Consider the following 26,698-nt stretch of genomic DNA (forward strand, 5'->3'; position numbering starts at 1 on the left):
GGAGAATTCCCCGTCATGCCACCATGCCGGCTTGACCTCAAGTGGGAGGCGGCTAGGCGCCGCCCACCGCTACCGCCTGCGCGCCGGCAATCAGGTCCTTCAGCTCTTCGCAGCGCCGCATGAGCCGGGAAGAGTCGACTTTCTTCGCGACCGCCAGCGCGGTGCCGAGCTCCAACTCGGCGCCGGAACGATCGCCGATCTTGATGAGCATCGCCGCGAGCGACAGCCTGGCGTCGGCGACATTGATCGGCGAGCCGATCTCGTTCCAGCGTGAGCATGCGATCTGCAGCTCCCGGGCAGCCTCGGTGAGGCGCTCTTCCTGCATGAAAAGCTCCGCCTTGGCTTCCGCGGTCAGTGCCTGGATGGAGGCCATCGGCCACCGCTGTGGCTGGGTCTCCAATTCGGCGATCACCTCCTTCGCCCGCTCGCGCCGATTGGTCCGCGCCGCCACCTTGGCGAGCGTGGCAAGCACCATGCCTCGCCGCTGCAAGGTCGGCCAGCCATTGCCCACCAGGGAACGTTCGAGAGCGCTGAAAGCGGCCTCCGCCTGTCCTTGCTCGAGTTGCAGCAGCGCAAGTCCGGGCTGCGGATCCCAGCCCGCCGCATGCGATGCACGGTAGGCCGTTTCGGCTTCCGTGAATTCTCCGGCCGCCAGGTGAATGTCGCCCAGCACGCGCATGGCGTCGCCGGTCGCCCAAGGAGCGTCGAGTGCGAGCTGGTCGAGTGCCGCGCGCACAAGCGCTTCCGCCTCCTTCAGCGTGCCATGAACGCCGAGCACTTCGGCGCGATGCAGCCGGCACGAGCCCGAAAGGTCTTCCAGCCCGTGTCCCCTGCACCAGTCTTCGTAGCCAAGCGTCCATTGGTTGGCGCGCGACCAGTCGCCGAAATTCCGGCAGGCCCAGAGGATGTTGCAGTAGAGGATCCCGCCGACGACCGGGTCGACATCGCTGGACAGGCCGAGCGCGGCGGCAAGGTCCTGATCCTCCTGCCCGGCTTTGGTTTCCCCGAGACACAGTTTGAAGAAGCCGCGATAGATAAGGCCGAGCGACTCCACCACCGGATCGTCGAGATGCCTGCCGACCGCGAAGGCCTGTTCAGCCAGCGCAAGCGCCTTTTCCGGCTCGGCTTCCGCGCCCATGATGCGCGCGCCCATCCAGCACCAGAGACCGTGCTCCCTGCTGTCGGAAGCGGCATCGATCAACTGCGCGGCGCGCTTGTGCCAGCCCTTGGCAACGGCAAGTTCGCCTCTCTCGAGATGGATCCTGGCGAGGGTGATTGCCGGCGAAGCCGCGCGCAGGCGCTCGCCGGCGACGCCGTAAGCCGTCACCGCGCGCGCCAGAAGCGGGATCGCTTCGGCCGGCCGGCCCATGCATTCCAGTGCCAGCGCCCATTCCTCGAGATCGGCCGTCAGCACCTCGTCGGCGGCATCCGCTTGCGTGAAAGAGGCCGCGGCGTCATGCCATTTCCTCGCTGCAACGGCAGCCCGCGCCGACAGAATTGGCAGGCCGGGGATCGAGGGCCTGCCGCCCGCATCGGCCGGCGCCGGCCTGGTTTCCGAGGCGGCCGGTTGATCGAGGCAAATCCGGTAGCCGAAGCGGGGCAGGTTGCGCAGCGCCGTCTCCATGCCGCCCTGGCGAAGAATGCCGCGGGCAAGACTCGCGACGCGTTGCAGCGAAGCCTCGGTCACCGTCACGTCGGGCCACAGTGTCTCAAGCAATTCGTCCTTGCTCAAGGCGCGCTCCTGATGGCGCAGCAGGACGGCGAGGAAATCGAAGACCAGGGGCTGCGCCTCGATCTCGCTTCCGGCGAGGCGAAGGGCGCGCGAGTCCTCGTTGAGTTCGAAGTCGCCAAAGCAATAAATTCCCATCGGCGGCAATCCCTGTAACGCAATAGGCAAAGGATCAGAATAAGATAAGGGCGGCATAAGGACTGTTGGCCGCCTCTTTCGCAATTCTCCGTCTGCCTGGCGGGCCAAGCTGCAGTTTAGCTCAGCGGCCCCCGGGATGTCACGGGCACCGACTTGGTCGGGCGCTCGGTAGCATTTGAACCCAGATCAAGGAGATTGACATGCACAAATACATCATCGAACGCGAGATTCCCGAGGTCGGCACCTTCGAGCGCGAGCAGCTTCGCGACGCGTCCAAGGCCTCGAACGCCGTTCTGGCCGAGCTCGGCCCGGACATCCAGTGGGTCGAATCCTTCGTGGCGGACGACAAGACCTTTTGCGTCTATCTCGCCAAGGATGAGGCGATCATCCAGCGTCATGCCAAGATGAGCGGCTTCCCGGCGACGAAGATCACACGGGTCAAACGCCTGTTCGATCCGACGACGGCTTACGCCGCCGCCTGATGGGGAGGATCGACCGTGAAGCGCTTTGCGGAAATTGTCCTTGCCGTCGGCGCCTCCGCGCTGTTCTGTGGCACCGCGCTCGCCCATGACATGTCCGATCCGGTGCTCAACCGGTCCCGCGAAATGGCGGCCAAGTATCTCGACATCGAGGTCGCCAAGGCGGACGGCTACCGGCAGCTGTTCGAATGCACGACGCATGACGAGCACGGAACGATGGGCGTCCACTTCATCCATCCCGGGCGGGCCGGCGACGGCAGGCTCGTGCTCGGCGAGCCGGACGTGCTGACCTACGAGCCGGAATCCGATGGCTCCATGCAGCTCGTCGGCATGGAATACATCGTCTTCGAAAAGGACTGGAAGGGCAAAGGCGTACCCGAATTCCTCGGCCGCACCCTGCAGCGCAAGACGACGGTGGGTGTCCATCCGGTGGACCCGTATTACGAGCTCCATGTCTGGCACTGGCGGCCCAACCCGGCCGGCATGTTCGCCGACTGGAACCCTTATGTGAGCTGCGAGCACGACCGGTCCTGACACGCGCAGCGTCTTCGGGAGGGCCTGCACGGCCCTCCCGATCCCTTCGTTCAAACAAAAGGAACATGATCATGCCAACCCTTCGCATGGGAACGAAGCCCGCCGCCCGCCCGTCCGTTAACGGACGTTCCTTCGCGACAGCCGTCGAAATATGCCGTTCCGGCCTGCGCATCCTCGCGCTGATCATCCGCATCCGCAGGGATCGCGCCTGGCTGGACGAGTTGCCGGACTACCTGTTGCGCGACATCGGTATCAAACGCTCCGAAATCTCGTCGGTTACCTGGTGCGGCGGCAGCCAGGACGGCAATGCGCGAATTTGAGTGGCTGGTTCCGTCGGCGTCCGCTTCAGCCGGCCTCGATGAGGTGGGCACCCGCGGCACGCGCCGCAGGCGCTTCCCGTTCTATTCTGAGAGGCCTGCCCGCTGCAGATTTTCGGTAAACCTTGCCAGCGCGCATTCGCACACTTGATATTAATACGTACGTACGTATTATATCGCCATGGCTAGGCGATCACTCCGCGAAAACCTTATCGAGGCGGGCTTTCAGACCATCTGGAATTCCGGCTATGCCGCAGCCGGCGTCCGCGACATCGTCGCGGCGGCCGGCGCCCGGCCAGGCTCCTTCACCAACCATTTTGCCTCCAAGGAAGACTTCGCCGGCGAAGTGCTGGAACGCTACTTCGCTTATGTCAGCGGCTTGGTGGAAAATGCGCTGGCGCGTGACGGCACGCCGCCCATCGGCAGGTTGCGCCGTTATCTCGACGTCATCACCTCGAAGCTCGAGACGCACGACTGGGCGCACGGCTGCATGATCGGCAATCTCAGCCTGGAAACGGCTGTCCACAGCGAACGGCTCCGGATCAGGCTGGTCGACATTTTCGAGCGCTGGCGCAGGCCCTTCGCGGCCTGCATCGCGGAGGGTCAGGCGGCGGGCGAGATCTCCAGGGCATTCGATCCCGAGGACCTTGCCGATTTCCTGCTGTCGTCCTGGCAGGGCGCCATGCTGCGCATGAAGGTCGAGCGCAGCCCGGAACCGCTCGAGCGGTTCAAGAAAATCATCTTCAGCACCGTGTTAGGAAGGGAGTGAGTCCGATGAATTCGAGGAAAGATAAACTACAGGTGCGGCCCGCCGAGATCGCTGTACTTGATTCGACGATGTCTTATCTGGAGGCGGGGACGACCGGACCAACCGTGCTGTTTCTGCACGGCAATCCGACCTCTTCCTACATATGGCGAAACATCATCCCGCATGTCGCGCCGTTCGGTCGTTGCATCGCGCCCGATCTGATCGGCTATGGCCGGTCTGGCAAGCCGGATATCGATTATCGCTTCTTCGATCAGGTCCGCTATCTCGACGCCTTCATCGACGCGCTCGACATCAAAAATCTGGCTATCGTCGCTCAGGACTGGGGCACGGCGCTGGCGTTCCATTTTGCGGCGCGACGGCCGCGGCGCGTTCTGGGCCTTGCTTTCATGGAATTCATCCAGCCCTTCGAGCGCTGGGAGGACTTCCACCAGCGCCCGCAGGCGCGCGAGCTGTTCAAGGCGTTGCGCACGCCGGGCGCCGGCGAGAAGCTGGTGCTGGAGGACAATATCTTCGTCGAAAAAATTTTGCCTGCCTCGGTCTTGCGGTCGATGAGCGAGGAGGAAATGGCCGCTTACCGGGCGCCGTTCCCGACGCCGCAGTCGCGCAAGCCGGCGCTGCGCCTGCCGAGGGAACTGCCGATCGAAGGCCTGCCGGCCGATGTCGCCGCAATCAGCGCGCACGACCACCGGGCGCTGCGGCTCTCCTCCTATCCGAAACTGCTGTTCGCGGGCAATCCAGGCGCTCTGATTTCACCGCAGGCGGCAAAGGAATTCGCGGCGGGGCTGAAGAACTGCCGCTTCATCGATCTGGGGCCGGGCGCCCATTACCTGCAGGAAGACCATCCCGACACGATCGGCAAGGCCATTGCCGGCTGGCTGCCGGAGATCGCCCCGGCCGAAAGCGCAGCCGAACTGGCCTGAAGCGGAGCGGCGGGCATGATGCGCTGCCCGCCCCATGTCGACAGGCCGCCGCCACGCTGGTAGAAGCGCCGCCTGTCACACGGAACGCCTTAAAAGAAATGCCCGAAACAATACCCGAAGAGGTTGCGCGCCGCCGCACCTTCGCGATCATTGCCCACCCTGACGCGGGCAAGACGACGCTCACCGAAAAGCTGCTGCTGTTCGGCGGCGCCATCCAGCTTGCCGGCGAGGTCAAGGCCAAGAAGGACCGCATCCAGACGCGGTCCGACTGGATGAAGATCGAGCGCGAGCGCGGCATCTCCGTCGTCACCTCGGTGATGACCTTCGAATATGAAGGCAATGTCTTCAACCTGCTCGACACGCCCGGCCACGAGGATTTCGCCGACGACACCTACCGCACGCTGTCGGCGGTGGACTCCGCCGTCATGGTCATCGACGCCGCCAAGGGCATCGAGCCGCGCACGCTGAAGCTGTTCGAGGTCTGCCGGCTGCGCGACATCCCGATCATCACCTTCGTCAACAAGATGGACCGCGAAAGCCGCGATCCGTTCGAGATCCTCGACGAGATCGAGCAGAAGCTGGCGCTCGATACGGCGCCCATCACCTGGCCGATCGGCCGCGGCAGGACGTTTTCCGGCACCTATCACCTGGCGCTCAATGCCGTGCGCAAGGGTGATGAGGAAAAGGAGCGCACGCCCGTCAACGGCCCGGATTCCAACCGCGTCGCCGGGCTCTTGCCGGACAATGAGCGCGAAGCCTTCATCGAGGAGCTGGAGCTGGCCCGCGGGGCCTGCCGGCCTCTCGATATCGACGCCTTCCGCGAAGGTCATCTGACGCCGGTCTATTTCGGCTCGGCGCTGCGCAATTACGGCGTCCGCGATCTGATCGAGGCGCTGGGCGCCTACGGCCCGCCGCCCCGCGCGCAGGAGGCCGATACCCGCACGGTCGAGGCGACGGAGGAGAAGATGACCTCCTTCGTCTTCAAGATCCAGGCCAACATGGACCCCAACCACCGCGACCGCATCGCCTTCGTGCGCGTCTGCTCGGGCACGCTGGAGCGCGGCATGAAGGCCAAGCTCGTGCGCACCGGCAAGCCGATGTCGCTCTCGGCGCCGCAATTCTTCTTCGCCCGCACCCGCGTCACCGCCGACGAAGCTTACGCCGGCGACGTCGTCGGCATTCCCAACCACGGCACGTTGCGCATCGGCGACACGCTGACCGAAGGCGAGGAGATACTGTTCCGCGGCGTGCCCAATTTCGCGCCGGAAATCCTGCGCCGCGTGCGCCTCGGCGATGCCATGAAGGCGAAGAAGCTGAAGGAAGCGCTGCACCAGATGGCCGAGGAGGGCGTCGTCCAGCTGTTCTCACCCGAGGACGGCTCGCCGGCCATCGTCGGTGTGGTCGGCGCGCTGCAGCTCGACGTCTTGAAGGAGCGGCTCAACATCGAATACACGCTTCCCGTGGATTTCGAGATGTCGCGCTTTTCCGTCTGCCGCTGGATTTCGGCCGACGACAAGGCGGAAGTGCAGCGCTTCATCGAGGCGCATCGCGGCGACATCGCCCGTGATCTCGACAACGATCCGGTGTTTCTGGCCCAGCACGCCTTCTCACTGAATTACGAGGCCGAGCGCTGGAAGGCGATCCGCTTCGCCACCGTCAAGGACTACCAGGTCCGCGACAAGGCGGCGTGATTCTAGTGAGTAGTGAGTGGTGAAGTAGTTGATTGGTAATTGGAAAGATCTGGCATCGCTACTCACTACCCACTACTCACTACTCACTACTCACTACTCACTACTCACTACTCACTAATTCTCATCCCCTCGCGGCCGCTTCGATCTTGTCGATCTCGATCTTGCCCATCTGCATCATCGCCGACATCACGCGGCCTGCCTTGGCCCGGTCGGGGTCCATAAGCAGGCGGGGCAACTGCTCCGGCACGACCTGCCAGGAAACGCCGAACTTGTCCTTCAGCCAGCTGCAGCGTCCTGGTTCGCCGCCGCCTTCGGTGAGCCTGGTCCAGAAATGATCCACCTCGTCCTGCGTCTTGCAGTCGATCGACAGCGAGATCGCTTCGGTGAACTTGTATTGCGGGCCGCCGTTCAGCGCCTGGAATTGCACGCCGTCGAGCTCGAACGAGGCCACCAGCACCTGGCCTTCCTGGGGATGGCCCTTAGGCCAGCGCGTCACGCTCAGCACCTTCGAATTCTTAAAGATGGAGATGTAGTGGTTCATGGCCTCCTCGGCCTGGTTGTCGAACCACAGGAAAGTGGTGATCTTCTGCATGTCGTGCTCCTCGTACTGTTTCGGTGTGGCTACCAAGATGGACGGGCGCGGCGGAGGTGCCATCGCCCTCGCCGCTACCCAAGGACGGTCGAACCGGTCGCGGTCCGACAGCGCATGCATTTTTCTTGAGAAAATCTGGCGCATCGCAAAAAAATGGCCAGACCAGGCTCCGGCGTATATAACGCCTGCGGTTTAAATCCCGGCTCCCGCGTGCCTGTGGCGCGACGCCGACTGTGAGGAAAGTTCATGCCTGCCTATCGTTCCCGCACCACCACCCATGGCCGCAACATGGCCGGCGCCCGCGGCCTGTGGCGGGCAACCGGCATGAAGGACAGTGATTTCGGCAAGCCGATCATCGCGGTGGTCAATTCCTTCACCCAGTTCGTGCCGGGCCACGTGCATCTGAAGGACCTCGGCCAGCTTGTCGCGCGCGAGATCGAGAAGGCCGGCGGCGTCGCCAAGGAGTTCAACACCATCGCCGTCGATGACGGCATCGCCATGGGTCACGACGGCATGCTCTATTCGCTGCCGTCGCGCGAGCTGATCGCCGACTCGGTCGAATACATGGTCAACGCGCATTGCGCCGACGCCATGGTCTGCATCTCCAACTGCGACAAGATCACGCCCGGCATGCTGATGGCTTCGCTGCGCCTCAACATCCCGACCGTCTTCGTCTCCGGCGGACCGATGGAGGCCGGCAAGGTGGTGCTGGCCGGCAAGGCGCAGGCGCTCGACCTGGTCGACGCCATGGTCGCCGCCGCCGACGACAAGATCTCCGACGAGGACGTCAAGGTCATCGAACGCTCGGCCTGTCCGACCTGCGGCTCCTGCTCGGGCATGTTCACCGCCAATTCGATGAACTGCCTTACGGAAGCGCTGGGCCTCTCGCTGCCCGGCAACGGTTCGACCTTGGCCACCCATGCCGACCGCAAGCGCCTGTTCGTCGAGGCCGGCCATCTCGTCGTCGATCTCGCCCAGCGCTACTACGAGCAGGACGACGAAACGGCACTTCCGCGCAGCATCGCCTCCAAGGGCGCCTTCGAGAACGCCATGGCGCTCGATATCGCCATGGGCGGTTCGACCAACACGGTTCTGCACATCCTCGCCGCCGCTCACGAGGGCGAGGTCGATTTCACCATGGAAGACATCGATCGGCTGTCGCGCAAAGTGCCTGTGCTTTGCAAGGTCGCGCCGGCCAAGTCCGACGTCCACATGGAGGACGTCCACCGCGCCGGCGGCATCATGGCCATTCTCGGCCAGCTCGACCGGGCCGGTCTGATCAATCGCGACCTGCCGACTGTGCATACGGCGACCCTTGGCGAGGCCCTCGACCATTGGGATATTTCGCGCACCTCTGCCGAAAACGTCCGCAACTTCTTCCTGGCCGCTCCCGGCGGCGTGCCGACCCAGGTCGCCTTCAGCCAGGACCGCCGCTGGGACGAGCTCGACACCGACCGGGAGAAGGGCGTCATCCGCTCGGCCAAGACGCCGTTCTCGAAAGACGGCGGTCTTGCCGTGCTGAAGGGCAATCTGGCGCTCGACGGCTGCATCGTGAAGACCGCCGGCGTCGACGAATCGATCCTGAAATTCACCGGCCCGGCCCGCGTCTTCGAAAGCCAGGACGCCTCCGTCAAGGCGATCCTCGGCAACGAGATCAAGGCCGGCGACATCGTCGTCATCCGCTATGAGGGACCGCGCGGCGGCCCCGGCATGCAGGAGATGCTCTACCCGACCAGCTACCTGAAGTCGAAGGGCCTCGGCAAAACCTGCGCCCTGATCACCGACGGCCGCTTCTCCGGTGGCACGTCCGGCCTGTCGATCGGCCACGTTTCGCCGGAAGCCGCCGAAGGCGGCGCGATCGGCCTGGTCCAGGAAGGCGACACGATCGAGATTGACATCCCCAATCGCACGATCCGGCTCGCCATCAGTGATGCCGAGCTCGAAGCGCGCCGTAAGGCGATGGCGGCGAAGGGCGCCGACGCCTGGAAGCCGGCCGAAAAGCGCAAGCGCAAGGTGACGACCGCGCTGCGCGCCTACGCCGCCTTCGCCACCAGCGCCGACAAGGGCGCTGTGCGGAAAGTGCCGGAGTGATGAACGCCTCTCCTTCTCCCGCAAGGGGAGAAGGACAGCCGCCGCGCTACGGCATCAGCTGATATTCATAAAGCTTCTGGTAGAGCCCGCCCTGCTTGAGCAGGGTCTTGTGCGGGCCGCTTTCCACCACTTTGCCCTTTTCCAGCACCACGATCGTGTCGGCCTGGTGCACGGTCGACAGCCGGTGCGCGATCACGATCGTCGTGCGCCCGACGGTAAGCTGCTGCAGCGCGTCGCGGAACAGCGCTTCCGATTCGGCGTCGAGCGCGCTGGTCGCCTCGTCGAGCAGCAGGATCTCGGCATTGCGCAGCATGGCGCGCGCGATCGAGATGCGCTGGCGCTGGCCGCCGGACAAGAGCGAACCGTTCTCGCCGACCTCCGTGTCGTAACCCTTGGTCATGGCGCTGATGAATTCGTGCGCGTTGGCGGCCTTGGCGGCGGCGATCACCTCTTCGTCGGTCGCGCCCTCGCGGCCGAGGCGGATATTGTGCATGACGGTGCCGGCGAACAGGAACGTGTCCTGGCTGACATAGGCGATCTTCTGCCTGAGCGAATCGAGCGTCGCGAACGAGATGTCCTGGCCGTCGAACATCACCTTGCCGGTCTGCGGGTCGTACATGCGCATGATCAGGTTCAGGATCGTCGACTTGCCGCTGCCCGACGGCCCGACCAGCGCCGTCATCTTGCCGGCTTGAAGCGTCAGGTTGAAGCCGTCGAACACCGGCGGGCTTTCCGGGTAGGCGAAGCTGACATTGTCGAACCGGATTTCGCCCGGGCCGGGTTGCAGCGGAGTGGCGCCGGGTTTCTCGGCCAGCGTCAGCGGCCGGTCGGCGAGCTGGAACATCATGCGCACGCCGACGATGCCGGTCTCAAGCGAGATGCGAACGCGGGCCAGGCGCTTTGCCGGCTCATAGGCCAAGAGCAGCGACGCGATGAAGGCCATGATGTTGCCCGGCATCTGCCCGCCCTGCAGCACCAGGAAGCCGCTGACAAAGACCGCCCCGGCGATCGCCAGGCCGGCAAGCGTTTCCATCACCGGACTGGTGGCGGCCTCCAGCGTCGCGATGTTGTTGGCGCGGTTCTCGACATCGGAGACGGCCTTGTACATGCGTTTGCGCATCGCGCCTTCGAGGTTGAAGGATTTGACGACGCGCACGCCGATCGCCGTCTCCTGCATCACATGCACGATCTGGCCAAGCGACATGAATTCCATGGACGCGATCTTGCGCACGCGTTTCAGGATGCGGTTGACGCCATAGATCGCCACTGGCCCGACGGCAAAGCAGATCAGCGACAGCCACGGCTGTTGCCAAACCATGACCGCGACCAGCACGATCAATGTCACCAGGTCGCGCACATAGGAGGTGACGACGAGGTCCAGCACGCTGCGCGCGGCCTGAGCGTTGTTGGTCATGCGGGCGATCAGGTCGGCCGACGAGGTCGAATGGTAGAATTCGATGCCTTGCGCCAGGATGCGATCGTAGATTTTGCGCTGCCGGTCGGCGATGATGGCGTTGCCGACACGGCTCATGCAATAGGCCTGCACGAACGTTGCGAAGCCCTTGAGCAGGAAGATCCCCGCGACGCTCGCCGCTATCATGTTGACACGGTCGAGCCTCTTGAAGACGACGAATTCGTTGGTGATCTCGCGCAGGATCCAGGCGCTGGCGCCAGTCATGGCGGCCACCACCAGCATCGACACTATGGCTGCGCCATAGCCGAATCTATGCTCGTGGAAGGATTCCCTCACCAGCCTTGCGATGAGGCGCTGGTTTTCCGTGGAACGGAAGAAGCGAAACAACGGCCGATCCTGAGTCTGGCTGCGAGAATTTCGGATTCGCCACGAGGGCGAGAGGCGGCTTATAGAGCGAGTTGCGGCGCGATGGAACCTTTCGGCTGCCGGGGAAAGAAAAGGCTGCGCCAGGCTGTCTTTTCGGCCACGATGATTGCCGATACTTGAAAGGGTGACGACAGATGGATTTCGACCTCATCGTGCGCGGCGGCACGCTGCCGGACGGCAGGATTGCCGATATCGGCATTGCCGGCGAAACCATCCGGGCGGTCGAGCAGAAACTGCCGGGCTCCGCGCCGACCGAAATCGACGCCCGCGGCAATCTGGTCTCGCCGCCCTTCGTCGATCCGCATTTCCATATGGATGCGACACTGTCCTACGGCATCCCGCGCATCAACGCTTCCGGAACGCTGCTCGAAGGCATTGCGCTGTGGGGCGAGCTGAAGCCGCTTCTGACGCATGAAGCGGTGCGCGAGCGCGCGCTCGCCTATTGCGACTGGGCGGTGTCGATGGGCCTGCTCGCCATCCGCAGCCATGTCGACGTCTGCGACGACCGGTTGCTCGCGGTGGAAGCGCTGCTCGATGTCAAGAAAACCGTCGCGCCCTATATCGACCTGCAATTGGTCGCGTTTCCGCAGGACGGCCTCTATCGCTCGCCGACGGCGCTGAAGAACACCATCCGCGCGCTCGACAAGGGCGTCGATATCGTCGGCGGCATCCCGCATTTCGAGCGCACCATGGCCGACGGCATGCGGTCGGTCATGGAGCTTTGCGAGATCGCGGCCGAACGCGGCCTGATGGTCGACATGCATTGCGACGAGACCGACGATCCGCTGTCGCGCCATATCGAGCAACTGGCCTATGAAACGCAGCGCCTCGGGTTGCAGGGCAGGGTGGCCGGCTCGCACCTCACCTCCATGCATTCGATGGACAATTACTACGTCTCGAAGCTTTTGCCGCTCATCGCCGAGGCCGGCGTGTCGGCAATCCCCAATCCGCTGATCAACATCATGCTGCAGGGGCGCCACGACACCTTCCCGAAGCGGCGCGGCCTGACCCGGGTCAAGGAGATGCAGGCGCTCGGGATCCGCGTCGGCTGGGGTCAGGATTGCGTGCTCGACCCCTGGTATTCGCTAGGCACGGCCGACATGCTCGACGTCGCCTTCATGGGCCTGCATGTCGCGCAGATGTCGAGCCCGGCCGACATGGCGCGCTGCTTCGACATGGTGACCAATGTCAACGCCGCCATCATGGGACTGGACCATCTGGGCCTCGCGGTCGGCAAGCGGGCGAGCCTTGTCGTGCTCGATGCCGGCAATGCGATCGAAGCCGTTCGCCTGCGCCCCGAGCGCCTCTGCGTCATTGCCAGGGGCAAGGTTGTGGCCGAGCGGACCAGGCAGGAAACGCGGCTGTCGATCGCCGGCCGGCCGGCGCAAGTGAACAGGCGGCACAAGGCCGGCTAGTCGATTTCCGCCGCTGGTCTTACCGATTTCCCCGAATTTCCCTCGTCAAACCAGCTGCTTGCGGTTAGGGAGCCGGCATGGCCCTGTCCCTTGCGCGCAATTTCACGATCAGGAACATGTTGCTCGCCGGCATCCTCTTGATGCTGGCCGGCGACTTCATGTTCGCGCTGAACGACGCGATGGGCAAATGGCTGGTCGCGAGCTTCTCCGTCGGACAGGTGGTGCTCATCCGCTCGATCGGCGCCTTCATCGTGCTGGGTCCGATGATCGCCAACCAGGGCACGGCCAGGCTGTTTCACATGGACCGGCCGGTTTTGCAGTTCCTGCGTGTCGTGGCCACCACAACCGATACCGGACTGTTCTATGCCGCGGTCGTCTACCTGCCGCTGGCCGACGTGATGAGCTTCTACATGGCCGGGCCGATCTACGTCGCGGCGCTGTCGCATCTGTTGCTCGGCGAAAAGGTCGGCTGGCGCCGCTGGCTGGCGATCCTGGCCGGCTTCTGCGGCGTGCTGATCATCCTGAAGCCGTCCTCGGCGGCCTTCTCGCTGTCTTCGGCCTTCGCGCTCGTGGGCAGCATCGCCTTCGGATTCGCTATCATCCTCGGCCGTCTCCTGCGCGGCACCAGCGACACGAGTCTGGTTACCTGGCAGACCATCGGCACGCTGATTGTCGGCGGCCTGCTCACCATCGGCGCCTGGCGCACGCCGTCGGCGCTCGATTTCGGGGCCATGCTTTTGCTCGGCGTCGTCTCTTGCGCCGCGCATCTGATGATCACAAGGGCGCTGAAGCTGGCGCCGGCCTCGACGCTGGCGCCACTGCACTACACGCTGCTCCTGTGGGCGGTGGTCTTCGGCCTCGTGTTCTTCGGCGATGTCCCGGGGCCGCGTATCCTGGTCGGCGCGGCGATCGTCGTGCTCGCCGGCCTGTTCATCTTCCATCGCCAGAAGGTGGTGGAGACCGAGGTGCCGCCCGAGAACGTGCCGAAGGGCGTGAACTAACCCGCACGTATCGCTGCCAGATGCCTGGAGAATTCCGTTGTCTCCATCAGCGCCTTGCAGCGGGCGAAGCGGCCGTCGGCATAGGCTCGGAAATCGTCGGCCGGATTGCCGTTGGCGAGTTGGATCAGGCCCCAAAGCGTCCATAAGAGGTCGCACATCGCCTTGTAGATGACGATCCGGCCACGCTCGGCCGGTCGCGGCTCGCCACCGAAATAGGCGCGCGTCAGCTCTTCATCCTGTGCGACGTCAAACTTCCCCTCGACCGAGAGGTCGCCGAGGTCCCACAGCGGATCGTTCATGCCGGAATATTCCCAGTCGACGATCCACATCCGATCGCCCGTATCGAGGAAATTCTCGCACAGCGGGTCGCAATGGCAGGCGGCGAGCGGGATTGCGTGCGCGGCAAGGGCCGCGCGCACAGCTTCCGCCTCGCGCACCACGTCGTGATAGCCGGCGGGCAGCGCCACGTCCTTGGTCGACAAAACCTTGAGATAGTCGTCGATCATCGCGAACAATTCGAAGCGGAAGGGAAAGACCGCGCCGGAAGAGTGAAGCTTGTGGAAGGCCTGGCCGGCCCGCGCCGGGCTGCCCGGCCGCGCCTTGAATTTTTCGGGCGACATCGTCTCGGCGCCAGCAATGAAACGCGTCGCCATCAGGCCGGACGCCGGATCGGCATAGAGCACTTCGGGAGTGACGCCGGCCCTGGCCGCCTCGCGCGCCGCCACCGCCTCGTTGGCGCGGTTGATATATTCTTGCGTGCCCTTGCCGGGAATGCGCAGACACGCCTCGCCGGCCCGATAGACCATGTTGGTCAGGCCGCCCAAACGCTGCAGCGGTCCGTCATAGCCCGCCAGCGCCGGAATGGCGGCCAACGCGGCGCGCGCCTCGTCCATCGTCATCCCCTTTACCATCACACGATGTTTTATAGCCGAACGGTTCCACAGTTTTTGCCGCTTGGCTACCATTGCGGATACGAATCGGCGGCGGGAGCAGAAATGGCGGACGGCAAGCACAGCGGCTCGCTAAGCGCGGCCTACGCCGCGAAGCGGCCGGAGGAAGTGGCGGCGATCTATGACAGCTGGTCCGAGACCTATGACGCCGACATGTCGGCCGCCGGCTACCGCCACCCGACGATATGCCTGGCGCTGCTTGCCCGGCACCTGCCGCGCGGCGCAGAACCCTTGCTCGACGCCGGCGCCGGCACCGGCCTGATCGGCGAATGGCTGGCCATCATCGGCTATCCGAGGGTCGAGGCGCTCGACATCTCGCAAGGCATGCTGGACAAGGCAGGCGTCAAGGGCGTCTACACGGCGCTGCATCGCCTGGCGATGGGCGACGCTTTGCCCTTCGCCGATGGCGCCTATGCCGGCATTGTTTCGGCGGGCGTCTTCACCTCGGGCCATGTCGGGGTCGAGGGACTGGACGAGCTGATCCGCATCTGCCGCCCAGGCGGCGTCATCGTGCTGACCGTCAAGAACACGCTTTGGCAGGCCGGCTTCGCCGAGCGCGTCGCCGGGCTTGAGGCTCAAGGCAGGTTGAAGCGCGTCGAGGAAACGGCGCCCTATGCCTCGATGCCGGGCGAAACCGATACCGTGCCGAGCAGGGGGCTTGTGCTGCGCGTCAGCTGACCCGGGCTCGGCGGATCAGGCCTTTGTTCTTGCCCCGGCCGGGTCGTACAGCGCCTCGAGATGGATCTTTGCCGGCGTGCGTTCCATCGCCACCACCAGTTCGTAGTCGCCAGAGGCAAGGAACTCGTCGCCGACGCCGTCGGCATTGCGCACATAGCCGTAGCCGATGTTCTTGCCCATCGTGTAGCCGTAGCCGCCGCTGGTGAGGTAGCCCACCGGTTCGCCATTGCGCAGGATCGTCTCGCGCCCGACCAGCACGATCTCGGGATCGTCCACGGTGAAGCCGGCAAAACGTTTCGTCGGCGCTTTGCCGGCTGCTTTCTCCAGCGCCCTGCGTCCGACGAAGTCGGTGTTCTTGCGGAGCTTCACCGCCCAACCGAGTCCCGCTTCCAGCGGCGTGTCGTTCGGCGTGATGTCGGAGCCCCAGGCGCGATAGCCTTTCTCCAGCCTGAGCGACTCCAGCGCGCGGTAGCCGACCGGGCGAATGCCATGCGCCTTGTCCGCCGCCATCAGCGCGTCGAAAACCTCGCCGGTGGCGGCGATCGGCGCATGCAGCTCCCAGCCGAGCTCGCCGACATAAGTGACGCGCAGCGCCTTCACGCTATGGCCGGCTATTGCGATCTCGCGCGCATGGCCGAAGGGGAAGGCGGCGTTCGAGACATCGGCCTCCGTCACCGCCGACAGCACGTCGCGGGCGCGCGGCCCCATCAGCGACAGCGTGCCGAAATCTTCCGTGACGTCCTTCAACCTGGCGTCGAGGCCCGAGCCGACATGGTCGCTTATCCAGGACAGATCATGCGTGCGGAAGCCGGTGCCGGTGACGATGTAGAACCGGTCCTCGCCGAGCCGCGACACGGTGAGGTCGGCCTCGATGCCGCCGCGCGTGTTGAGGAGCTGCGTGTAGGTTAGCCGTCCGACCGGCTTGTTGACGTCGTTGGCGCAGATCCAGTCGAGCGCCTTCAGCGCGTCCGCGCCGGTCAGCTCGTATTTGGCGAAGGAGGACTGGTCGAAGATGCCGACCTTCTCGCGCACATGACGGTGTTCGTCGCCGACCGGGCCGAACCAGTTCTGGCGGCCCATCGAATAGACGTCCTCGGCGGCCGCGCCGTCCGGCGCGAACCAGTTCGGCCGCTCCCAGCCGAGCTTGGAGCCGAACACGGCGCGGTGCGTCTTCAGCCGCTCATAGAGCGGCGAGACGATGCGGGGCCGTCCAGTCAGATACTCCTCGTGCGGGAAGCCGATCGTGTAGTGCTTGCCATAGGCTTCCAGCGTGCGGTCGCGGACCCAGTCGCGGTCGCGGTGCAGGCCGGAGAAGCGTCTGATATCGACCACCCAGAGGTCGAGCGGCGCCTCGCCGTCGACCACCCATTGCGCCAGCACCCAGCCGGCGCCGCCGCCCGACGCGATGCCGAAGGCGTTGAAGCCGGCGCCGACGAACATGTTGGCGCATTCGGGCGCGACGCCCAGGATGAAATTGCCATCCGGCGTGAAACTCTCCGACCCGTTGATCATCTGCTTGACGCCGGCGGTTTGCAGAGCCGGAACACGCGCGATCGCCTGGGTCATATGCTGTTCGAAGTGATCGTAGTCGTCGTCGAACAGGCGGAATTCCCAATCGTTGGGGACGTCACCCCCTGGGAGATTGGTCGTCCAGGCCTGCGGGTTGGGCTCATAGCCGCCCATCACCAGCCCGCCGACCTCTTCCTTGAAATAGGTGCGGCGGTCGGGGTCGCGGATCGTCGGCGCGTCGTTGGCCAACCCCTCGATCTTCTCGGTGATGATGTACTGGTGCTTGACCGGCTGCAGCGGCACGTTGATGCCGGCCATCGCGCCGACCTGCCTTGCCCACTGCCCGGCGCAGTTCACCACCTTGCCGCAGGCGATGTCGCCTTTTGAAGTCTTCACCGCCGTGATGCGGCCGTCCTTCATCGCAAAGCCGGTGACGCGCACGTCCTCGAACAGTTTCGCGCCATGCATGCGCGCGCCCTTGGCGAGCGACTGGGCGATGTCGGAGGGGCTTGCCTGCCCATCGGTCGGCAGCCACGAGGCGCCGACCAGATCGCCGGTCTCCATCAGCGGCCACATGCGCTTCACTTCCGCAGGCGACAGAAGCTGCATGTCCATGCCGAAGCTTTTTGCCGTGGTCGCCAGCCGCTTGAATTCGGTCCAGCGGTCGGCGTTCGTCGCCAGCCGCAAACAGCCGGTCATCTTCCAGCCGGTCGCCAGGCCCGTCTCGGCCTCCAGTCCCTTGTAGAGATCAACGGAATATTTGAGCACGCGCGTGATCGAGGCCGAGGAGCGCAACTGCCCGACCAGTCCGGCGGCGTGCCAGGTCGAGCCCGAGGTCAGCTTGCCCTGCTCGAGAAGCACCACATCGGCCTTGTGGTCGCGTGCCAGATGATAGGCGGTGGAGCAGCCGATGATGCCGCCGCCGATGACGACGATTTCGGCATGGCTGGGCAAAGTCATGACTTGGTCCCGTATTTCGTCCGGTAATTCTCAAGCGCCGCGTCGAGCCGGACGAGGTTTTCCTCGGTATAGGCGACATAGTCGATGCCGGGCGCGTCGAGATAAAGCTCGGAGACCATGCTCCACATCGCCTCGCGCAGCAGCGAGGCGCATTGCATGGCGGCGTGCGAGCGGCGGATTTCGCCGTCCGGCTCCTTCATGAAATAGGCGGTCAGGAAGGCGAAGGATTCGTCGTTGCTCATGCCGGCATTGGACGCGACGCCGGCGAGGTCGAACATCGCCGTGTTGAAGCCGGCATACTCGAAGTCGATCAACCACAGCCGTTTGCCGTCGTCGAGAATATTGGCCGGCAAAAGATCGTTGTGGCCGAAGACGATCGGCAAAAGCTTTTGCGCCCGCTCGAGCTCGTCGGCGAGCGAAAGATAGCGCGGCAACTGATCCTTCTTTCGGCTGCCGCCTTCGCTCAGCGTGCGCGCATAGTCGCGGATGACGTGGAACACCCAGAACATGAAGCCGGCGCCGGAGACGTGGTTCGGCATCTCGCGATGGAAGCCGCGCAGCAGCGCCGCCACGCCGCCGAGATTGGCGCGCACATCCTCTCCGAGGAAAGTCTTCGCGCCAAGAAATTCCGTCACCAGTATGCCGGGCTCGGCATAGTGCACGGCCGGCGCGAAGCCCGCCGCATGCGCTGCCCGCGCCGTCATCACCTCGCGCGCGCGAAAGACATGGTGGAACGGGAAGTCCTGGCCGAAGCGCACGACATGTCGCCCGGCCGCATCCGTGACGACAAAATTGGCGTTGCTGAGGCCGCCCGGCAGCGGCTCGATCTCGATGCCGCCGTTCCAGCACGGCAGGGCGCGGATGCGGTCTTCGGCGTTCACGGCTTCGTTCCGGCCTCAGCCGGCCCCGCCCAAAACAAGGATGGCAAAAAGTGAAAAAGCCTCGTCGGTGCGAGACGCCAGGATCGGTATCCCGCACCGCACCGACGAGCCCCTTGGCCAGGTATGATATCCCGGCATCCGCCCCCGCGGATTCGATAAAAGCTCGCGCCTGGCTGATTCCAGGCGATCTGGTCACTAGGCTGCGGCTCTGCCATCACCCTCCTGCGGCAGTTCCGAGCCTGTCACAAGGTCAATGTCATGCCGGGGTGGCAGAGCTGTCAATCAAAAGCTGTGACTTTTTTTGGGTGTTTTGCCCGAAAATATAAGCGACTCCTTTCAAAGCGTTGCCAAAGCCTTAAATTCGGTCAAAATCCCGGACATCCACATGATCCATTCGAAACGGCATGGCGAAATCCTGCGGCTCCTCAACGACGAGGGCACGATCACCATAGCCAGCCTTGCCGAACGTCTGGGCGTCTCGCTGGAAACGGTGCGGCGCGACGTCAAGCCGCTGGCCGACGATGGGTCGGTGCTGAAGATGCATGGCGCCGTGGGCCTTGCCTCGATGGTGGGCGAGGCGCCGTTCGAGCGGCGCATGCGCGAGAATGCCGAAGCCAAGCGCCTGATCGCCAGGATGGTCGCGGCCACGATCCGCGATGGCGAGGCGATCATGCTCGACACCGGCACGACCACATCCTTCCTCGCGCGAGAGTTGCTCGGCCATCGCCGGCTGACGGTGGTCACCAATTCCTCCGACATCGCCCGCACGCTGGCGACGGTGAACGGCAACAAGGTCTATATGGCGGGCGGCGAGCTGCGCAGCGATTCAGGCGCGGCCTTCGGCATCTCGGCGATCGAGTTCATCAGCCGCTTTTCGGTCGATCACGCGGTGATTTCGATCGGCGCGGTCGACGCCGCCGCCGGCCTCACCGACTACGAGCTGGAAGAGGCGGAATTCGCCCGCATGGTGCTGTCGCGCGGCCAGCGCTCGCTGGTCGTCACCGACCATACCAAGTTCGGCCGCCAGGGCCTGGTCAGGGTCTGTGGCTTCGACGGCTTTTCCGAGCTCGCCACCGACCAGCCGCCGCCGCCCGACATCGCCGCCGCGCTGAGCCAGGCCGGCGCGCGCTTGGCCATCGCGACGCCTTGACCCCGACCGGGGGACAGGAAAGCTAGCCGAACACCAGCGACTACTACGCCGCCATCCCTGCCATGGTGCTGGATCGCCGCGATGACCGACCCGAACATTAGGCCGGAAAGATTATGCGGAAGCAGGCGCCGCCCTGCCTGCCGTCGAGCACCTCGACCTTGCCGCCATGCAACTGCATCAGGTCGCGGACAAGGTTGAGGCCGAGGCCGGCGCCATGATCCCGCGGATGCAGGCGGTAGAAAGGCTCGAATATCCGCTCGCGTTCGGATGCCGGCACGCCTTGGCCTTGGTCCAGCACCTCGATGACCGCGGGCAGGCATACGCTGATGGTGATGCGACCGGCCTTGCCGCCATGGTCGATCGCGTTCTGGACGAGATTGGTCACGGCGCGCTCGATCGCCGTGCGGTCGCCGCGCACGACAAGCTTTTCCTTGGCCGGCTCGAACGCCATCTCGTAGCCGACGGCGAAGGCCAGCGGCGCCAGGTCGACCACGACGTTTCGGGCAAGGAGGACCAGATCGACCAGCCCGAAATGCTCGGCCTGCCGATCAAGCCGCTGCAGGTCGAGCAATTGGTCGGCCAGCGTGGACAGCCGCGCGGCGTCCTGCAGGAGCCTGGCGCGCTCGGGCGTCGCCGGCAGCGCGGCGAGCCGTGTGTTGAGGATGGCGACCGGCGTTCTGAGCTCATGCGCGGCGTCGGTCAGGAACCGCTTGTGCCGCGCGTAACCGGCATCGAGGCGCGACAGGGCGGCGTTGACCGCATCGACCAGCGGCGTGACTTCCTTCGGCACGCCGTCCAGCGGCAGTTGCACGCCGCGCTTGTCGATCTCGATCTGCTCCGCCGCGCGCGCCGCGTTGCCGAGGCCGGAAAGCGCGCCGCGCACCACCCACGGCGTTGCGAACAGCGTCGCCAGCGCCATCAGCCCGGCCAGCGGCAAAATCCCTTGCAGGAAGAGTTCCGGCGCCTGCCCGAGAACGCGCAGCAGCGAAAGCTCGCCCTTCGTGCCGCTCATGATCTGGACGTTGCCGGCGGCCGTGTCGGTCCAGCGGATCTTGCCGCCCGGCGGCGCGGCTTCGCCGATGGCGAGGTCGATGCGGGCATCGCTGATGTTGTCCAGCAATCCGACGAAAGGTTGGTAGGCAACCGGCACGGTGCCTTCTTGAAGCAGGTGCCCGTCCTTGTCGCGGATGATAAACCAGAGGTCCGGGACATCCGACCGCAGCTTGGTCAGATCGGAATTTTCCTTCAGCACCAGCGCCCCTTTGGCGTCGCGCGCCACCGCATCCGCCAGCACGTCCATCGTGCCGTCCTCGTAATCGTGCGGAATGAGGCCGGTGGCGAGCATTGCGCCGATGATGCCGATGATGATGAGCGTCAGCATCACGCATTGCAGGATGGCGATGCGCAGCACCAGGCTCCATTTCAGCGAGCGCGGCCGGCGAAGGTTCATGTGATCTCGCGCAGCAGGTAGCCGACGCCGCGTATGCCGTTGATGACGACCCCGCTATCGGCTTCGCTGAGCTTGCGGCGCAGCCGCGAGACATGGGTATCGAGCGCGTTGGACTGGATCTCGTCGTCCAGCCCGAACACGGCCTCCATCAGGGCCTCGCGCTGCACCATGCGCCCCGTTCGCCGCATCAGCGCTTCCAGCACCAGCAGTTCGCGGCGCGGCAAGGTGAGCGGCTCGCCGCGGATCGAGGGCTCGCGGTGGCCGACATCGAGCAAAAGGTGGCCGGCGCGGATCGTCTGCGTCTCGATCGCCGCCGGGCGCCTCAGCAATGCCCTCAGCCGGGCCAGCAGTTCCTCGAAGGCGAAAGGCTTGGCCAGATAATCGTCGGCGCCCATGTCGAGCCCGTCGACCTTGTCGGCGGTGTCGCCCCGGGCCGTCAGCATCAGCACCGGCGTCGTGTTCCTGGCGGCGCGAAGCTTCGGCACCAGCGCCAGCCCGTCGCCGTCCGGCAACTGCCGGTCGAGCAGGATCGCGTCATAGCCGTCGACGGCGACGAATCCTTCCGCTTCCAGCAGCGAGCCGGCATGGTCGACCACCATGTCGTGCCGCCTCAGCGCCGCCCGCAGCGCCGAAACCATTTCCGGCTCGTCCTCGACCATCAGGATACGCATTGAAGACCTCTTGCAGTCCCATCTCTTAATAATCCTGCCTGGCCGACTATCGCGCCAAGATTGCATAGACATGGCGCCAGTTCTTGCCGCCGGCGGCGAACTTTTTCTTTCGCGATGCCATGCCGTTCGCAATGTCCATGCAATCCGCGACCTCCAAACAGCGCCTCGTCCATGCCGGGCAACTCGAATCGCCCGCGCAAGCAATGAGGTCAACATGCCTGCAAATGACGCTTTGTCCTTCCTGAAGGCCTGGACGCTGGCGCCCTTCCGGATGGGCTCGGTCACGCCCTCCAGTCCGAGCCTGGCGGCGCTGATGACGCGCGAGATCGGCCCCGACACCGGTCCGGTGCTGGAGCTCGGGCCGGGCACGGGGCCTTTCACCCGCGCCCTGCTGCAGCGCGGCGTGCGCGAAAACGACCTTACGCTGGTCGAGTCCGATCCGGATTTTGCCGCGCTGCTCGCGCGTCGCTTCCCGTCGGCGCGCATTGTCGAGACGGACGCGGTCGGCCTGCGCCATCTGCCGCTGTTCGATGGCCCTGTCGTCGGCGCGGTGGTCAGCGGGCTGCCGTTTCGGCTGATATCGCCGCGCAAATCATCTGCGATCCTGGAAGGCGTCTTCGCCAGTCTTCGGCCGGGCGCAGCCCTATATCAGTTCACCTTTGGCCGCCACTGCCCTTTCGACCAGGCCGTCCTCGACAGGCTCGACCTCGAGGCGGTCCGCATTGGCGGCACCTTGCGTAATTTCCCGCCGGCGACGGTCTATCGCGTCTCCAGGATCAAGGGTCTCGACACATATGACTGGCGTTTCGCATGAGCGATCTCCTGTCCGCGGCACTGGGGCTTGGCCTGTTCGGCGCCGCTTGCCTCGCCTTCACCGAAAAGATCCTGCCGGTGCCGCCGTCGCATGTGCTGTTGCTCCTTCTCGGCATGACCAGGGCTCCTGATCTGGCGGCGCTCGGCAGCCTACTGGTGGTGACGACCCTGGCTTCGACGACCGGCTGCCTGTTTTGGTATGCTCTGGGTGTCCGGCTCGGGCCGGTGCGAGCCGGCGCCCTGGTCGGGCGTTTCGGTCGCTACATCTTCCTGCGCCGCGAAACTTATCTGCGGTTCTCCGCCGCCTACTGCCGCAACCACATAAGGGCCTCGCTGCTGGCGCAGTTCGTGCCGACGGTGCGCAACTATCTGCCGATCGCCGCCGGCGCGCTGCGTCTGCCGGCTTTGCCTTTCGTTTTGGCCACCATGCTTGGCGCTATGCTGTGGAACGCCGGCTTTCTTGTTGCCGGCTATGCTATGCGCGACAGCGTCCACGATCTGCCTACGGTGGCGTTCCGCATCATGGCCGTCGTGCTCGCGCTGGAAGTCGCGTTTCTCATCGGACTGCGCCCCCACTGGCGCCGCGTCAGACCCGCAAAAGGCTGGAATTCACCGGCGTAGAACAAAGGGTTGTGCCGGCTTCCCTTCCCGCGCGCGCCGGTGTTTAGTCCGGCCATGGCCTTCACCATCCGCCAATTGCAGTTCTTCGTCGCCGTCGCCGAGCAGGGCACCGTCTCTGGGGCCGCGCAGAACCTGTCGATTTCCCAGTCCTCGGTCACCGAGGCGATCAAGGAATTGGAGAGCGATCTCGGCGTCGAGCTCTTCGAGCGCCATCCGCGCGGCCTCAACATCACCCATAAGGGCCACCAGTTCCTGCGCCACGCGACCAAGATCCTGGCCGATGTCTCGGATGCGCGCCGTTCCTTCTCCAGCGAGCAGGCCGCTGTGGGCGGCCGCCTGCAGCTCGGCGTCACCTCGCTGGTCGCCGGCTATGTGCTGTCCGATCTGCTCGCCCGCTACCGCCGCGCCTATCCCGGCGTGGAGGTTTCGGCCATCGAGGACAATGGCGACTATCTCGAGCACCTTCTGGTCGGCGGCAAGCTCGACATCGCCGTCATGGTGACGTCCAACCTGCGCGACCGCACCGCGCTGCAGTCGGAAATCCTGGAAGTTTCGGCCTATCGGCTGTGGGTTCCGCTCAGCCACAGGCTCGCCAGCGCCGACATCATCTCGATCGGCGACATCGCGTCCGAGCCGCTGATCATGCTCACCGTAGACGAGATCGAGGAGAACACCGGCAAGCTGCTGTCGGCGATCGGCGCCAGGCCGCATGTCGCCTTCCGCACGCGCTCGGTCGAAGCCGTGCGCAGCCTGGTCGCCACCGGCGCCGGCGTGGCGCTGCTGCCCGACCTCGTCTACCGGCCCTGGTCGTTGGAAGGCGACCGCATCGAATCGCGCGACGTATCCGGCTCGCTGCCGGTGGTCCAGGTCGGCACCGTCTGGCGCCGCGGCTCCGGCCTGCCGCAGGCCGCGCGCGACTTCATCGGCCTCGCACAGTCGCAGCGGATGGTGCGCCAACGACTATGATATCTATCGGTAAAACCGATATCGGCTTTCTGATAAATGAATTTGCGAAACCGGATTTTTCACAGCACTTTCGCTCAGGGAACAAAGCCGCGCCCTGAGAGCGCTGCCCCTAGCAATGGGAGATCGACGATGAATGCATTCCTGAAGTCGTGCACGGCGCTGACTGTCGCGCTGACTTTTTCCGCTCAGGCCATGGCCCAGGTCAAGGAACTCGGCAAGGGCGAGGGCGAGGTCAACATCGTTGCCTGGCCGGGCTATATCGAGCGTGGCGAGACCGACAAGGGCTATGACTGGGTGACGGCTTTCGAGAAGGAAAGCGGCTGCAAGGTCAACGTCAAGACCGCCAACACCTCGGACGAGATGGTCTCGCTGATGAACGAAGGCGGCTTCGACCTCGTCACCGCTTCGGGCGATGCCTCGCTGCGCCTCGTCGCCGGCAAGCGTGTCCAGCCGATCAACACCGATCTGATCCCGAGCTGGAAGACCGTCGACGACCGCCTGAAGGATGCGCCGTGGTTCACCGTCGACAAGGTGCATTACGGCGTTCCCTATCAGTGGGGCCCGAACATCCTGATGTACAGCACCGACGTCTTCAAGGAAGCGCCCAAGAGCTGGAACGTCGTCTTCGAGGAAATGAAGCTGCCCGACGGCAAGTCGAACAAGGGCCGCGTCCAGGCCTATGACGGCCCGATCCACATCGCCGACGCCGCCAACTATTTGATGTTCCACAAGCCGGAACTCGGCATCAAGGACCCCTACGAGCTGAACGAGGACCAGTACAAGGCGGCGCTCGATCTTTTGCGCACGCAACGCACGCTGGTCGGCCGCTACTGGCACGATGCCGCGATCCAGGTCGACGACTTCCAGAACGAGGGCGTGGTCGCCTCGGGCTCATGGCCTTATCAGGTCAACACGCTGGTCGCCGCCAAGAAGCCGGTCGCCTCGACCGTGCCGGAAGAGGGCGTCACCGGTTGGGCCGACACCACCATGATGGAAGCCGACGCCGCCCATCCGAACTGCGCCTATATGTGGCTCGAGCATTCCTTGTCGCCGAAGGTCCAGGGCGACGTCTCGGCCTGGTTCGGCTCGCTGCCGGTCGTACCCGCCGCCTGCAAGGGCAACGAACTGCTCGGCGAGGAAGGCTGCAAGACCAACGGCTACGAGAATTTCGACAAGATCAAGTTCTGGAAGACGCCGGTGTCGAAATGCGCCAGCCAGACCGACCAGTGCGTGCCTTACTACCGCTGGGTGTCGGATTATATCGGCGTCATCGGCGGCCGGTGATCTCCTAGTCCTCCCCTCCGGGGAGAGGATCGAGATGCAGTGTGGGGGTTGGAGTGTCCCCACCCGAGGCTGAACCGCGACCTCTCGCGGGGAGGTGGTTCGCCGCGCGAATTTCCCAGACCCGGCTATCGACAGCCCGGCTATAGACAGACAGGCCCATGATCTCTGCTGTTTCCTTCAAGCAAGTCTCGCGCCATTTTGGCAACGTGCGCGCCGTCGACGCCGTCGATCTCGACATCGTACCGGGCGAGTTCTTCGCCATGCTGGGACCGTCAGGGTCCGGCAAGACGACCTGCCTGCGGCTGATCGCCGGCTTCGAGCAGCCGACGGCCGGCTCGATCTCCATCTTCGGCGCGCGCGCCGAAGGCGTTCCGCCCTATCGCCGCAACGTCAACACCGTCTTCCAGGACTATGCGCTGTTCCCGCATCTGAACGTGCTCGACAACGTCGCCTATGGCCTGATGGTCAAGGGCGTCGGCAAGGCCGAGCGATTGAAGGCGGCGGAGGAAGCGCTGTCGCTGGTGCGTTTGCCGGGCTATGGCGCGCGTCGCCCCGGCCAGCTTTCCGGCGGCCAGCGCCAGCGTGTCGCGCTTGCCCGCGCGCTGGTCAACCAGCCCAAGGTGCTGCTGCTCGACGAGCCGCTCGGCGCGCTCGACCTCAAGCTGCGCGAGAACATGCAGGAGGAATTGAAATCGCTGCAGAAAGTGCTCGGCATCACCTTCGTCTTCGTCACCCACGACCAGGGCGAGGCGCTTTCCATGGCCGACCGCGTCGCCGTCTTCAACGATGGCAGGATCATGCAGGTCGGCACCCCGGAAGATATCTACCAGCGCCCGAACACACGCTTCGTCGCCGATTTCGTCGGCTCGTCCAACGTGCTGCCGCCCGATTTCGTCCAGCGCTATTCCGGCCAGCATCGCTGGGGGAGTCTGCGCCCGGAGTCCATCCGCATCTCCAGTGCGGCCAGCGGCGACGGCGTCGCCGCGCGCCTGGTCGGGACCAACTACCTCGGCGCCACGACAAGGCTGGCGCTCGACGCCGACGGGTTGAGGCTGCATGCGGTCGTGCCGGCGGGCACGGCGCTGCCGGCGGAAGGCGAGGCGGTGATGCTCACCTTCAACCGCGACAGCCTGCATCTGATGGACGAGCCGGCATGACCGTGCTCGGGATAGTGGCCAGTCAGGCAGACGAGGCGCTCTACGGCGCCCCCCTCTGGCCTGCCGGCCATCTCCCCCACAAGGGGGGAGAT

24 protein-coding genes are annotated in these 26,698 nt (G+C 64.8%); 16 read left to right on the forward strand and 8 right to left on the reverse strand.

Annotated features, from left to right (window positions below):
- Positions 1-52: 52 nt before the first annotated feature.
- A complete protein-coding gene (locus FJW10_RS11730; protein WP_181177497.1) occupies positions 53-1,867 on the reverse strand; it encodes a winged helix-turn-helix domain-containing protein in 1,815 nt (604 codons plus the stop codon).
- 200 nt (positions 1,868-2,067) lie between these two features.
- Between FJW10_RS11730 and FJW10_RS11735 the strand changes: the two genes are divergently transcribed.
- From FJW10_RS11735 to FJW10_RS11760, 6 genes are all read left to right on the forward strand, one after another.
- Positions 2,068-2,349 (forward strand): DUF4242 domain-containing protein, encoded by a 282-nt coding sequence (locus FJW10_RS11735; protein ID WP_140832330.1) that lies wholly within the window; start codon positions 2,068-2,070, stop codon positions 2,347-2,349.
- Positions 2,350-2,364: 15 nt separating this feature from the next.
- Complete coding sequence (locus FJW10_RS11740) at positions 2,365-2,880, forward strand: hypothetical protein (RefSeq protein WP_140900211.1); 516 nt, start codon at positions 2,365-2,367, stop codon at positions 2,878-2,880.
- Positions 2,881-2,951: 71 nt separating this feature from the next.
- Positions 2,952-3,200: a DUF1127 domain-containing protein gene (locus tag FJW10_RS11745; protein ID WP_181177498.1), complete on the forward strand. Its 249-nt coding sequence runs from the start codon at positions 2,952-2,954 to the stop codon at positions 3,198-3,200.
- Positions 3,201-3,378: 178 nt separating this feature from the next.
- Positions 3,379-3,966, forward strand: coding sequence for a TetR/AcrR family transcriptional regulator (locus FJW10_RS11750; protein WP_140900213.1), 588 nt, complete (start codon positions 3,379-3,381; stop codon positions 3,964-3,966).
- A 5-nt stretch (positions 3,967-3,971) separates the two neighbouring features.
- Positions 3,972-4,886 carry a haloalkane dehalogenase gene (locus FJW10_RS11755; RefSeq protein WP_140900214.1) on the forward strand — a complete coding sequence of 305 codons (915 nt, stop codon included), beginning with the start codon at positions 3,972-3,974 and terminating at the stop codon, positions 4,884-4,886.
- Between the two features lie 98 nt (positions 4,887-4,984).
- On the forward strand, positions 4,985-6,577 hold the full coding sequence (locus FJW10_RS11760; protein WP_140900215.1) for a peptide chain release factor 3: 1,593 nt from the start codon (positions 4,985-4,987) through the stop codon (positions 6,575-6,577).
- Positions 6,578-6,698: 121 nt separating this feature from the next.
- Here FJW10_RS11760 and FJW10_RS11765 read toward each other — a convergent pair whose 3' ends face one another.
- Complete coding sequence (locus FJW10_RS11765; protein ID WP_140832337.1) at positions 6,699-7,169, reverse strand: VOC family protein; 471 nt, start codon at positions 7,167-7,169, stop codon at positions 6,699-6,701.
- Between the two features lie 246 nt (positions 7,170-7,415).
- On the opposite strand from FJW10_RS11765, the gene ilvD reads away from it, so the two are divergent.
- Positions 7,416-9,260, forward strand: coding sequence for a dihydroxy-acid dehydratase (gene ilvD, locus FJW10_RS11770; protein ID WP_140900216.1), 1,845 nt, complete (start codon positions 7,416-7,418; stop codon positions 9,258-9,260).
- 46 nt (positions 9,261-9,306) lie between these two features.
- Here the strand turns inward: ilvD and FJW10_RS11775 are convergent, their stop codons facing one another.
- The gene (locus FJW10_RS11775; RefSeq protein ID WP_140900217.1) at positions 9,307-11,061 is read right to left on the reverse strand and encodes an ABC transporter ATP-binding protein; all 1,755 of its coding nucleotides are present in this window, start codon (positions 11,059-11,061) and stop codon (positions 9,307-9,309) included.
- Positions 11,062-11,234: 173 nt separating this feature from the next.
- Here FJW10_RS11775 and FJW10_RS11780 point away from each other — a divergent pair, with 173 nt between their 5' ends.
- On the forward strand, positions 11,235-12,515 hold the full coding sequence (locus tag FJW10_RS11780) for an amidohydrolase family protein (protein WP_140900218.1): 1,281 nt from the start codon (positions 11,235-11,237) through the stop codon (positions 12,513-12,515).
- 77 nt (positions 12,516-12,592) lie between these two features.
- Entirely contained in the window at positions 12,593-13,516 is a 924-nt protein-coding gene (locus FJW10_RS11785) for a DMT family transporter (RefSeq protein ID WP_140900219.1), read from the forward strand.
- On the opposite strand, the gene FJW10_RS11790 is transcribed toward FJW10_RS11785, so the two are convergent.
- Positions 13,513-14,415 carry a phosphotransferase family protein gene (locus FJW10_RS11790; RefSeq protein WP_140900220.1) on the reverse strand — a complete coding sequence of 301 codons (903 nt, stop codon included), beginning with the start codon at positions 14,413-14,415 and terminating at the stop codon, positions 13,513-13,515. The two genes, FJW10_RS11785 and FJW10_RS11790, sit on opposite strands and share 4 nt — an antisense overlap.
- Before the next feature lie 96 nt (positions 14,416-14,511).
- Between FJW10_RS11790 and FJW10_RS11795 the strand changes: the two genes are divergently transcribed.
- On the forward strand, positions 14,512-15,144 hold the full coding sequence (locus tag FJW10_RS11795; protein WP_140900221.1) for a class I SAM-dependent methyltransferase: 633 nt from the start codon (positions 14,512-14,514) through the stop codon (positions 15,142-15,144).
- Positions 15,145-15,159: 15 nt separating this feature from the next.
- Here FJW10_RS11795 and FJW10_RS11800 read toward each other — a convergent pair whose 3' ends face one another.
- Both FJW10_RS11800 and FJW10_RS11805 read right to left on the reverse strand, forming a co-directional pair.
- Positions 15,160-17,613, reverse strand: a complete 2,454-nt coding sequence (locus tag FJW10_RS11800) for an FAD-dependent oxidoreductase (RefSeq protein WP_140900222.1) — start codon at positions 17,611-17,613, stop codon at positions 15,160-15,162.
- Positions 17,610-18,494, reverse strand: a complete 885-nt coding sequence (locus FJW10_RS11805) for a phosphotransferase family protein (protein WP_140900223.1) — start codon at positions 18,492-18,494, stop codon at positions 17,610-17,612. Before FJW10_RS11805 ends, FJW10_RS11800 begins: the two co-directional genes overlap by 4 nt.
- Positions 18,495-18,879: 385 nt before the next feature.
- Here FJW10_RS11805 and FJW10_RS11810 point away from each other — a divergent pair, with 385 nt between their 5' ends.
- Positions 18,880-19,644 (forward strand): DeoR/GlpR family DNA-binding transcription regulator, encoded by a 765-nt coding sequence (locus tag FJW10_RS11810; protein ID WP_140900224.1) that lies wholly within the window; start codon positions 18,880-18,882, stop codon positions 19,642-19,644.
- A 97-nt stretch (positions 19,645-19,741) separates the two neighbouring features.
- Here the strand turns inward: FJW10_RS11810 and FJW10_RS11815 are convergent, their stop codons facing one another.
- Entirely contained in the window at positions 19,742-21,094 is a 1,353-nt protein-coding gene (locus FJW10_RS11815; protein ID WP_140900225.1) for a HAMP domain-containing sensor histidine kinase, read from the reverse strand.
- Entirely contained in the window at positions 21,091-21,765 is a 675-nt protein-coding gene (locus FJW10_RS11820; RefSeq protein ID WP_140900226.1) for a response regulator transcription factor, read from the reverse strand. The genes FJW10_RS11815 and FJW10_RS11820 overlap by 4 nt, the downstream gene beginning before the upstream one ends.
- A 214-nt stretch (positions 21,766-21,979) precedes the next feature.
- Between FJW10_RS11820 and FJW10_RS11825 the strand changes: the two genes are divergently transcribed.
- The 5 genes from FJW10_RS11825 to FJW10_RS11845 all read left to right on the forward strand — a co-directional run bounded on the left by FJW10_RS11825 (position 21,980) and on the right by FJW10_RS11845 (position 26,606).
- Entirely contained in the window at positions 21,980-22,579 is a 600-nt protein-coding gene (locus FJW10_RS11825) for a methyltransferase domain-containing protein (protein ID WP_140900227.1), read from the forward strand.
- Positions 22,576-23,199: a DedA family protein gene (locus FJW10_RS11830; protein ID WP_140900228.1), complete on the forward strand. Its 624-nt coding sequence runs from the start codon at positions 22,576-22,578 to the stop codon at positions 23,197-23,199. Before FJW10_RS11825 ends, FJW10_RS11830 begins: the two co-directional genes overlap by 4 nt.
- 54 nt (positions 23,200-23,253) lie before the next feature.
- The gene (locus tag FJW10_RS11835; RefSeq protein WP_140832363.1) at positions 23,254-24,165 is read left to right on the forward strand and encodes a LysR substrate-binding domain-containing protein; all 912 of its coding nucleotides are present in this window, start codon (positions 23,254-23,256) and stop codon (positions 24,163-24,165) included.
- A 129-nt stretch (positions 24,166-24,294) separates the two neighbouring features.
- Positions 24,295-25,449, forward strand: a complete 1,155-nt coding sequence (locus FJW10_RS11840) for an ABC transporter substrate-binding protein (protein ID WP_140900229.1) — start codon at positions 24,295-24,297, stop codon at positions 25,447-25,449.
- Between the two features lie 158 nt (positions 25,450-25,607).
- On the forward strand, positions 25,608-26,606 hold the full coding sequence (locus tag FJW10_RS11845; protein WP_140832366.1) for an ABC transporter ATP-binding protein: 999 nt from the start codon (positions 25,608-25,610) through the stop codon (positions 26,604-26,606).
- Positions 26,607-26,698: the final 92 nt, after the last annotated feature.

It is taken from the genome of Mesorhizobium sp. B4-1-1 (assembly GCF_006439375.1).
Classification (GTDB): Bacteria; Pseudomonadota; Alphaproteobacteria; order Rhizobiales; family Rhizobiaceae; genus Mesorhizobium.

Excerpts from the sequence above, each read along its gene's own strand:
- FJW10_RS11730 (WP_181177497.1), bottom strand. The coding sequence starts at position 1,867 with ATGGGAATTTATTGCTTTGGCGACTTCGAACTCAACGAGGACTCGCGC.
- FJW10_RS11735 (WP_140832330.1), top strand. The coding sequence starts at position 2,068 with ATGCACAAATACATCATCGAACGCGAGATTCCCGAGGTCGGCACCTTC.
- FJW10_RS11745 (WP_181177498.1), top strand. The coding sequence starts at position 2,952 with ATGCCAACCCTTCGCATGGGAACGAAGCCCGCCGCCCGCCCGTCCGTT.
- FJW10_RS11750 (WP_140900213.1), top strand. The coding sequence starts at position 3,379 with ATGGCTAGGCGATCACTCCGCGAAAACCTTATCGAGGCGGGCTTTCAG.
- FJW10_RS11755 (WP_140900214.1), top strand. The coding sequence starts at position 3,972 with ATGAATTCGAGGAAAGATAAACTACAGGTGCGGCCCGCCGAGATCGCT.
- FJW10_RS11760 (WP_140900215.1), top strand. The coding sequence starts at position 4,985 with ATGCCCGAAACAATACCCGAAGAGGTTGCGCGCCGCCGCACCTTCGCG.
- FJW10_RS11765 (WP_140832337.1), bottom strand. The coding sequence starts at position 7,169 with ATGCAGAAGATCACCACTTTCCTGTGGTTCGACAACCAGGCCGAGGAG.
- ilvD (WP_140900216.1), top strand. The coding sequence starts at position 7,416 with ATGCCTGCCTATCGTTCCCGCACCACCACCCATGGCCGCAACATGGCC.
- FJW10_RS11780 (WP_140900218.1), top strand. The coding sequence starts at position 11,235 with ATGGATTTCGACCTCATCGTGCGCGGCGGCACGCTGCCGGACGGCAGG.
- FJW10_RS11785 (WP_140900219.1), top strand. The coding sequence starts at position 12,593 with ATGGCCCTGTCCCTTGCGCGCAATTTCACGATCAGGAACATGTTGCTC.
- FJW10_RS11790 (WP_140900220.1), bottom strand. The coding sequence starts at position 14,415 with ATGACGATGGACGAGGCGCGCGCCGCGTTGGCCGCCATTCCGGCGCTG.
- FJW10_RS11795 (WP_140900221.1), top strand. The coding sequence starts at position 14,512 with ATGGCGGACGGCAAGCACAGCGGCTCGCTAAGCGCGGCCTACGCCGCG.
- FJW10_RS11800 (WP_140900222.1), bottom strand. The coding sequence starts at position 17,613 with ATGACTTTGCCCAGCCATGCCGAAATCGTCGTCATCGGCGGCGGCATC.
- FJW10_RS11810 (WP_140900224.1), top strand. The coding sequence starts at position 18,880 with ATGATCCATTCGAAACGGCATGGCGAAATCCTGCGGCTCCTCAACGAC.
- FJW10_RS11815 (WP_140900225.1), bottom strand. The coding sequence starts at position 21,094 with ATGAACCTTCGCCGGCCGCGCTCGCTGAAATGGAGCCTGGTGCTGCGC.
- FJW10_RS11820 (WP_140900226.1), bottom strand. The coding sequence starts at position 21,765 with ATGCGTATCCTGATGGTCGAGGACGAGCCGGAAATGGTTTCGGCGCTG.
- FJW10_RS11825 (WP_140900227.1), top strand. The coding sequence starts at position 21,980 with ATGCCTGCAAATGACGCTTTGTCCTTCCTGAAGGCCTGGACGCTGGCG.
- FJW10_RS11830 (WP_140900228.1), top strand. The coding sequence starts at position 22,576 with ATGAGCGATCTCCTGTCCGCGGCACTGGGGCTTGGCCTGTTCGGCGCC.
- FJW10_RS11835 (WP_140832363.1), top strand. The coding sequence starts at position 23,254 with ATGGCCTTCACCATCCGCCAATTGCAGTTCTTCGTCGCCGTCGCCGAG.
- FJW10_RS11840 (WP_140900229.1), top strand. The coding sequence starts at position 24,295 with ATGAATGCATTCCTGAAGTCGTGCACGGCGCTGACTGTCGCGCTGACT.
- FJW10_RS11845 (WP_140832366.1), top strand. The coding sequence starts at position 25,608 with ATGATCTCTGCTGTTTCCTTCAAGCAAGTCTCGCGCCATTTTGGCAAC.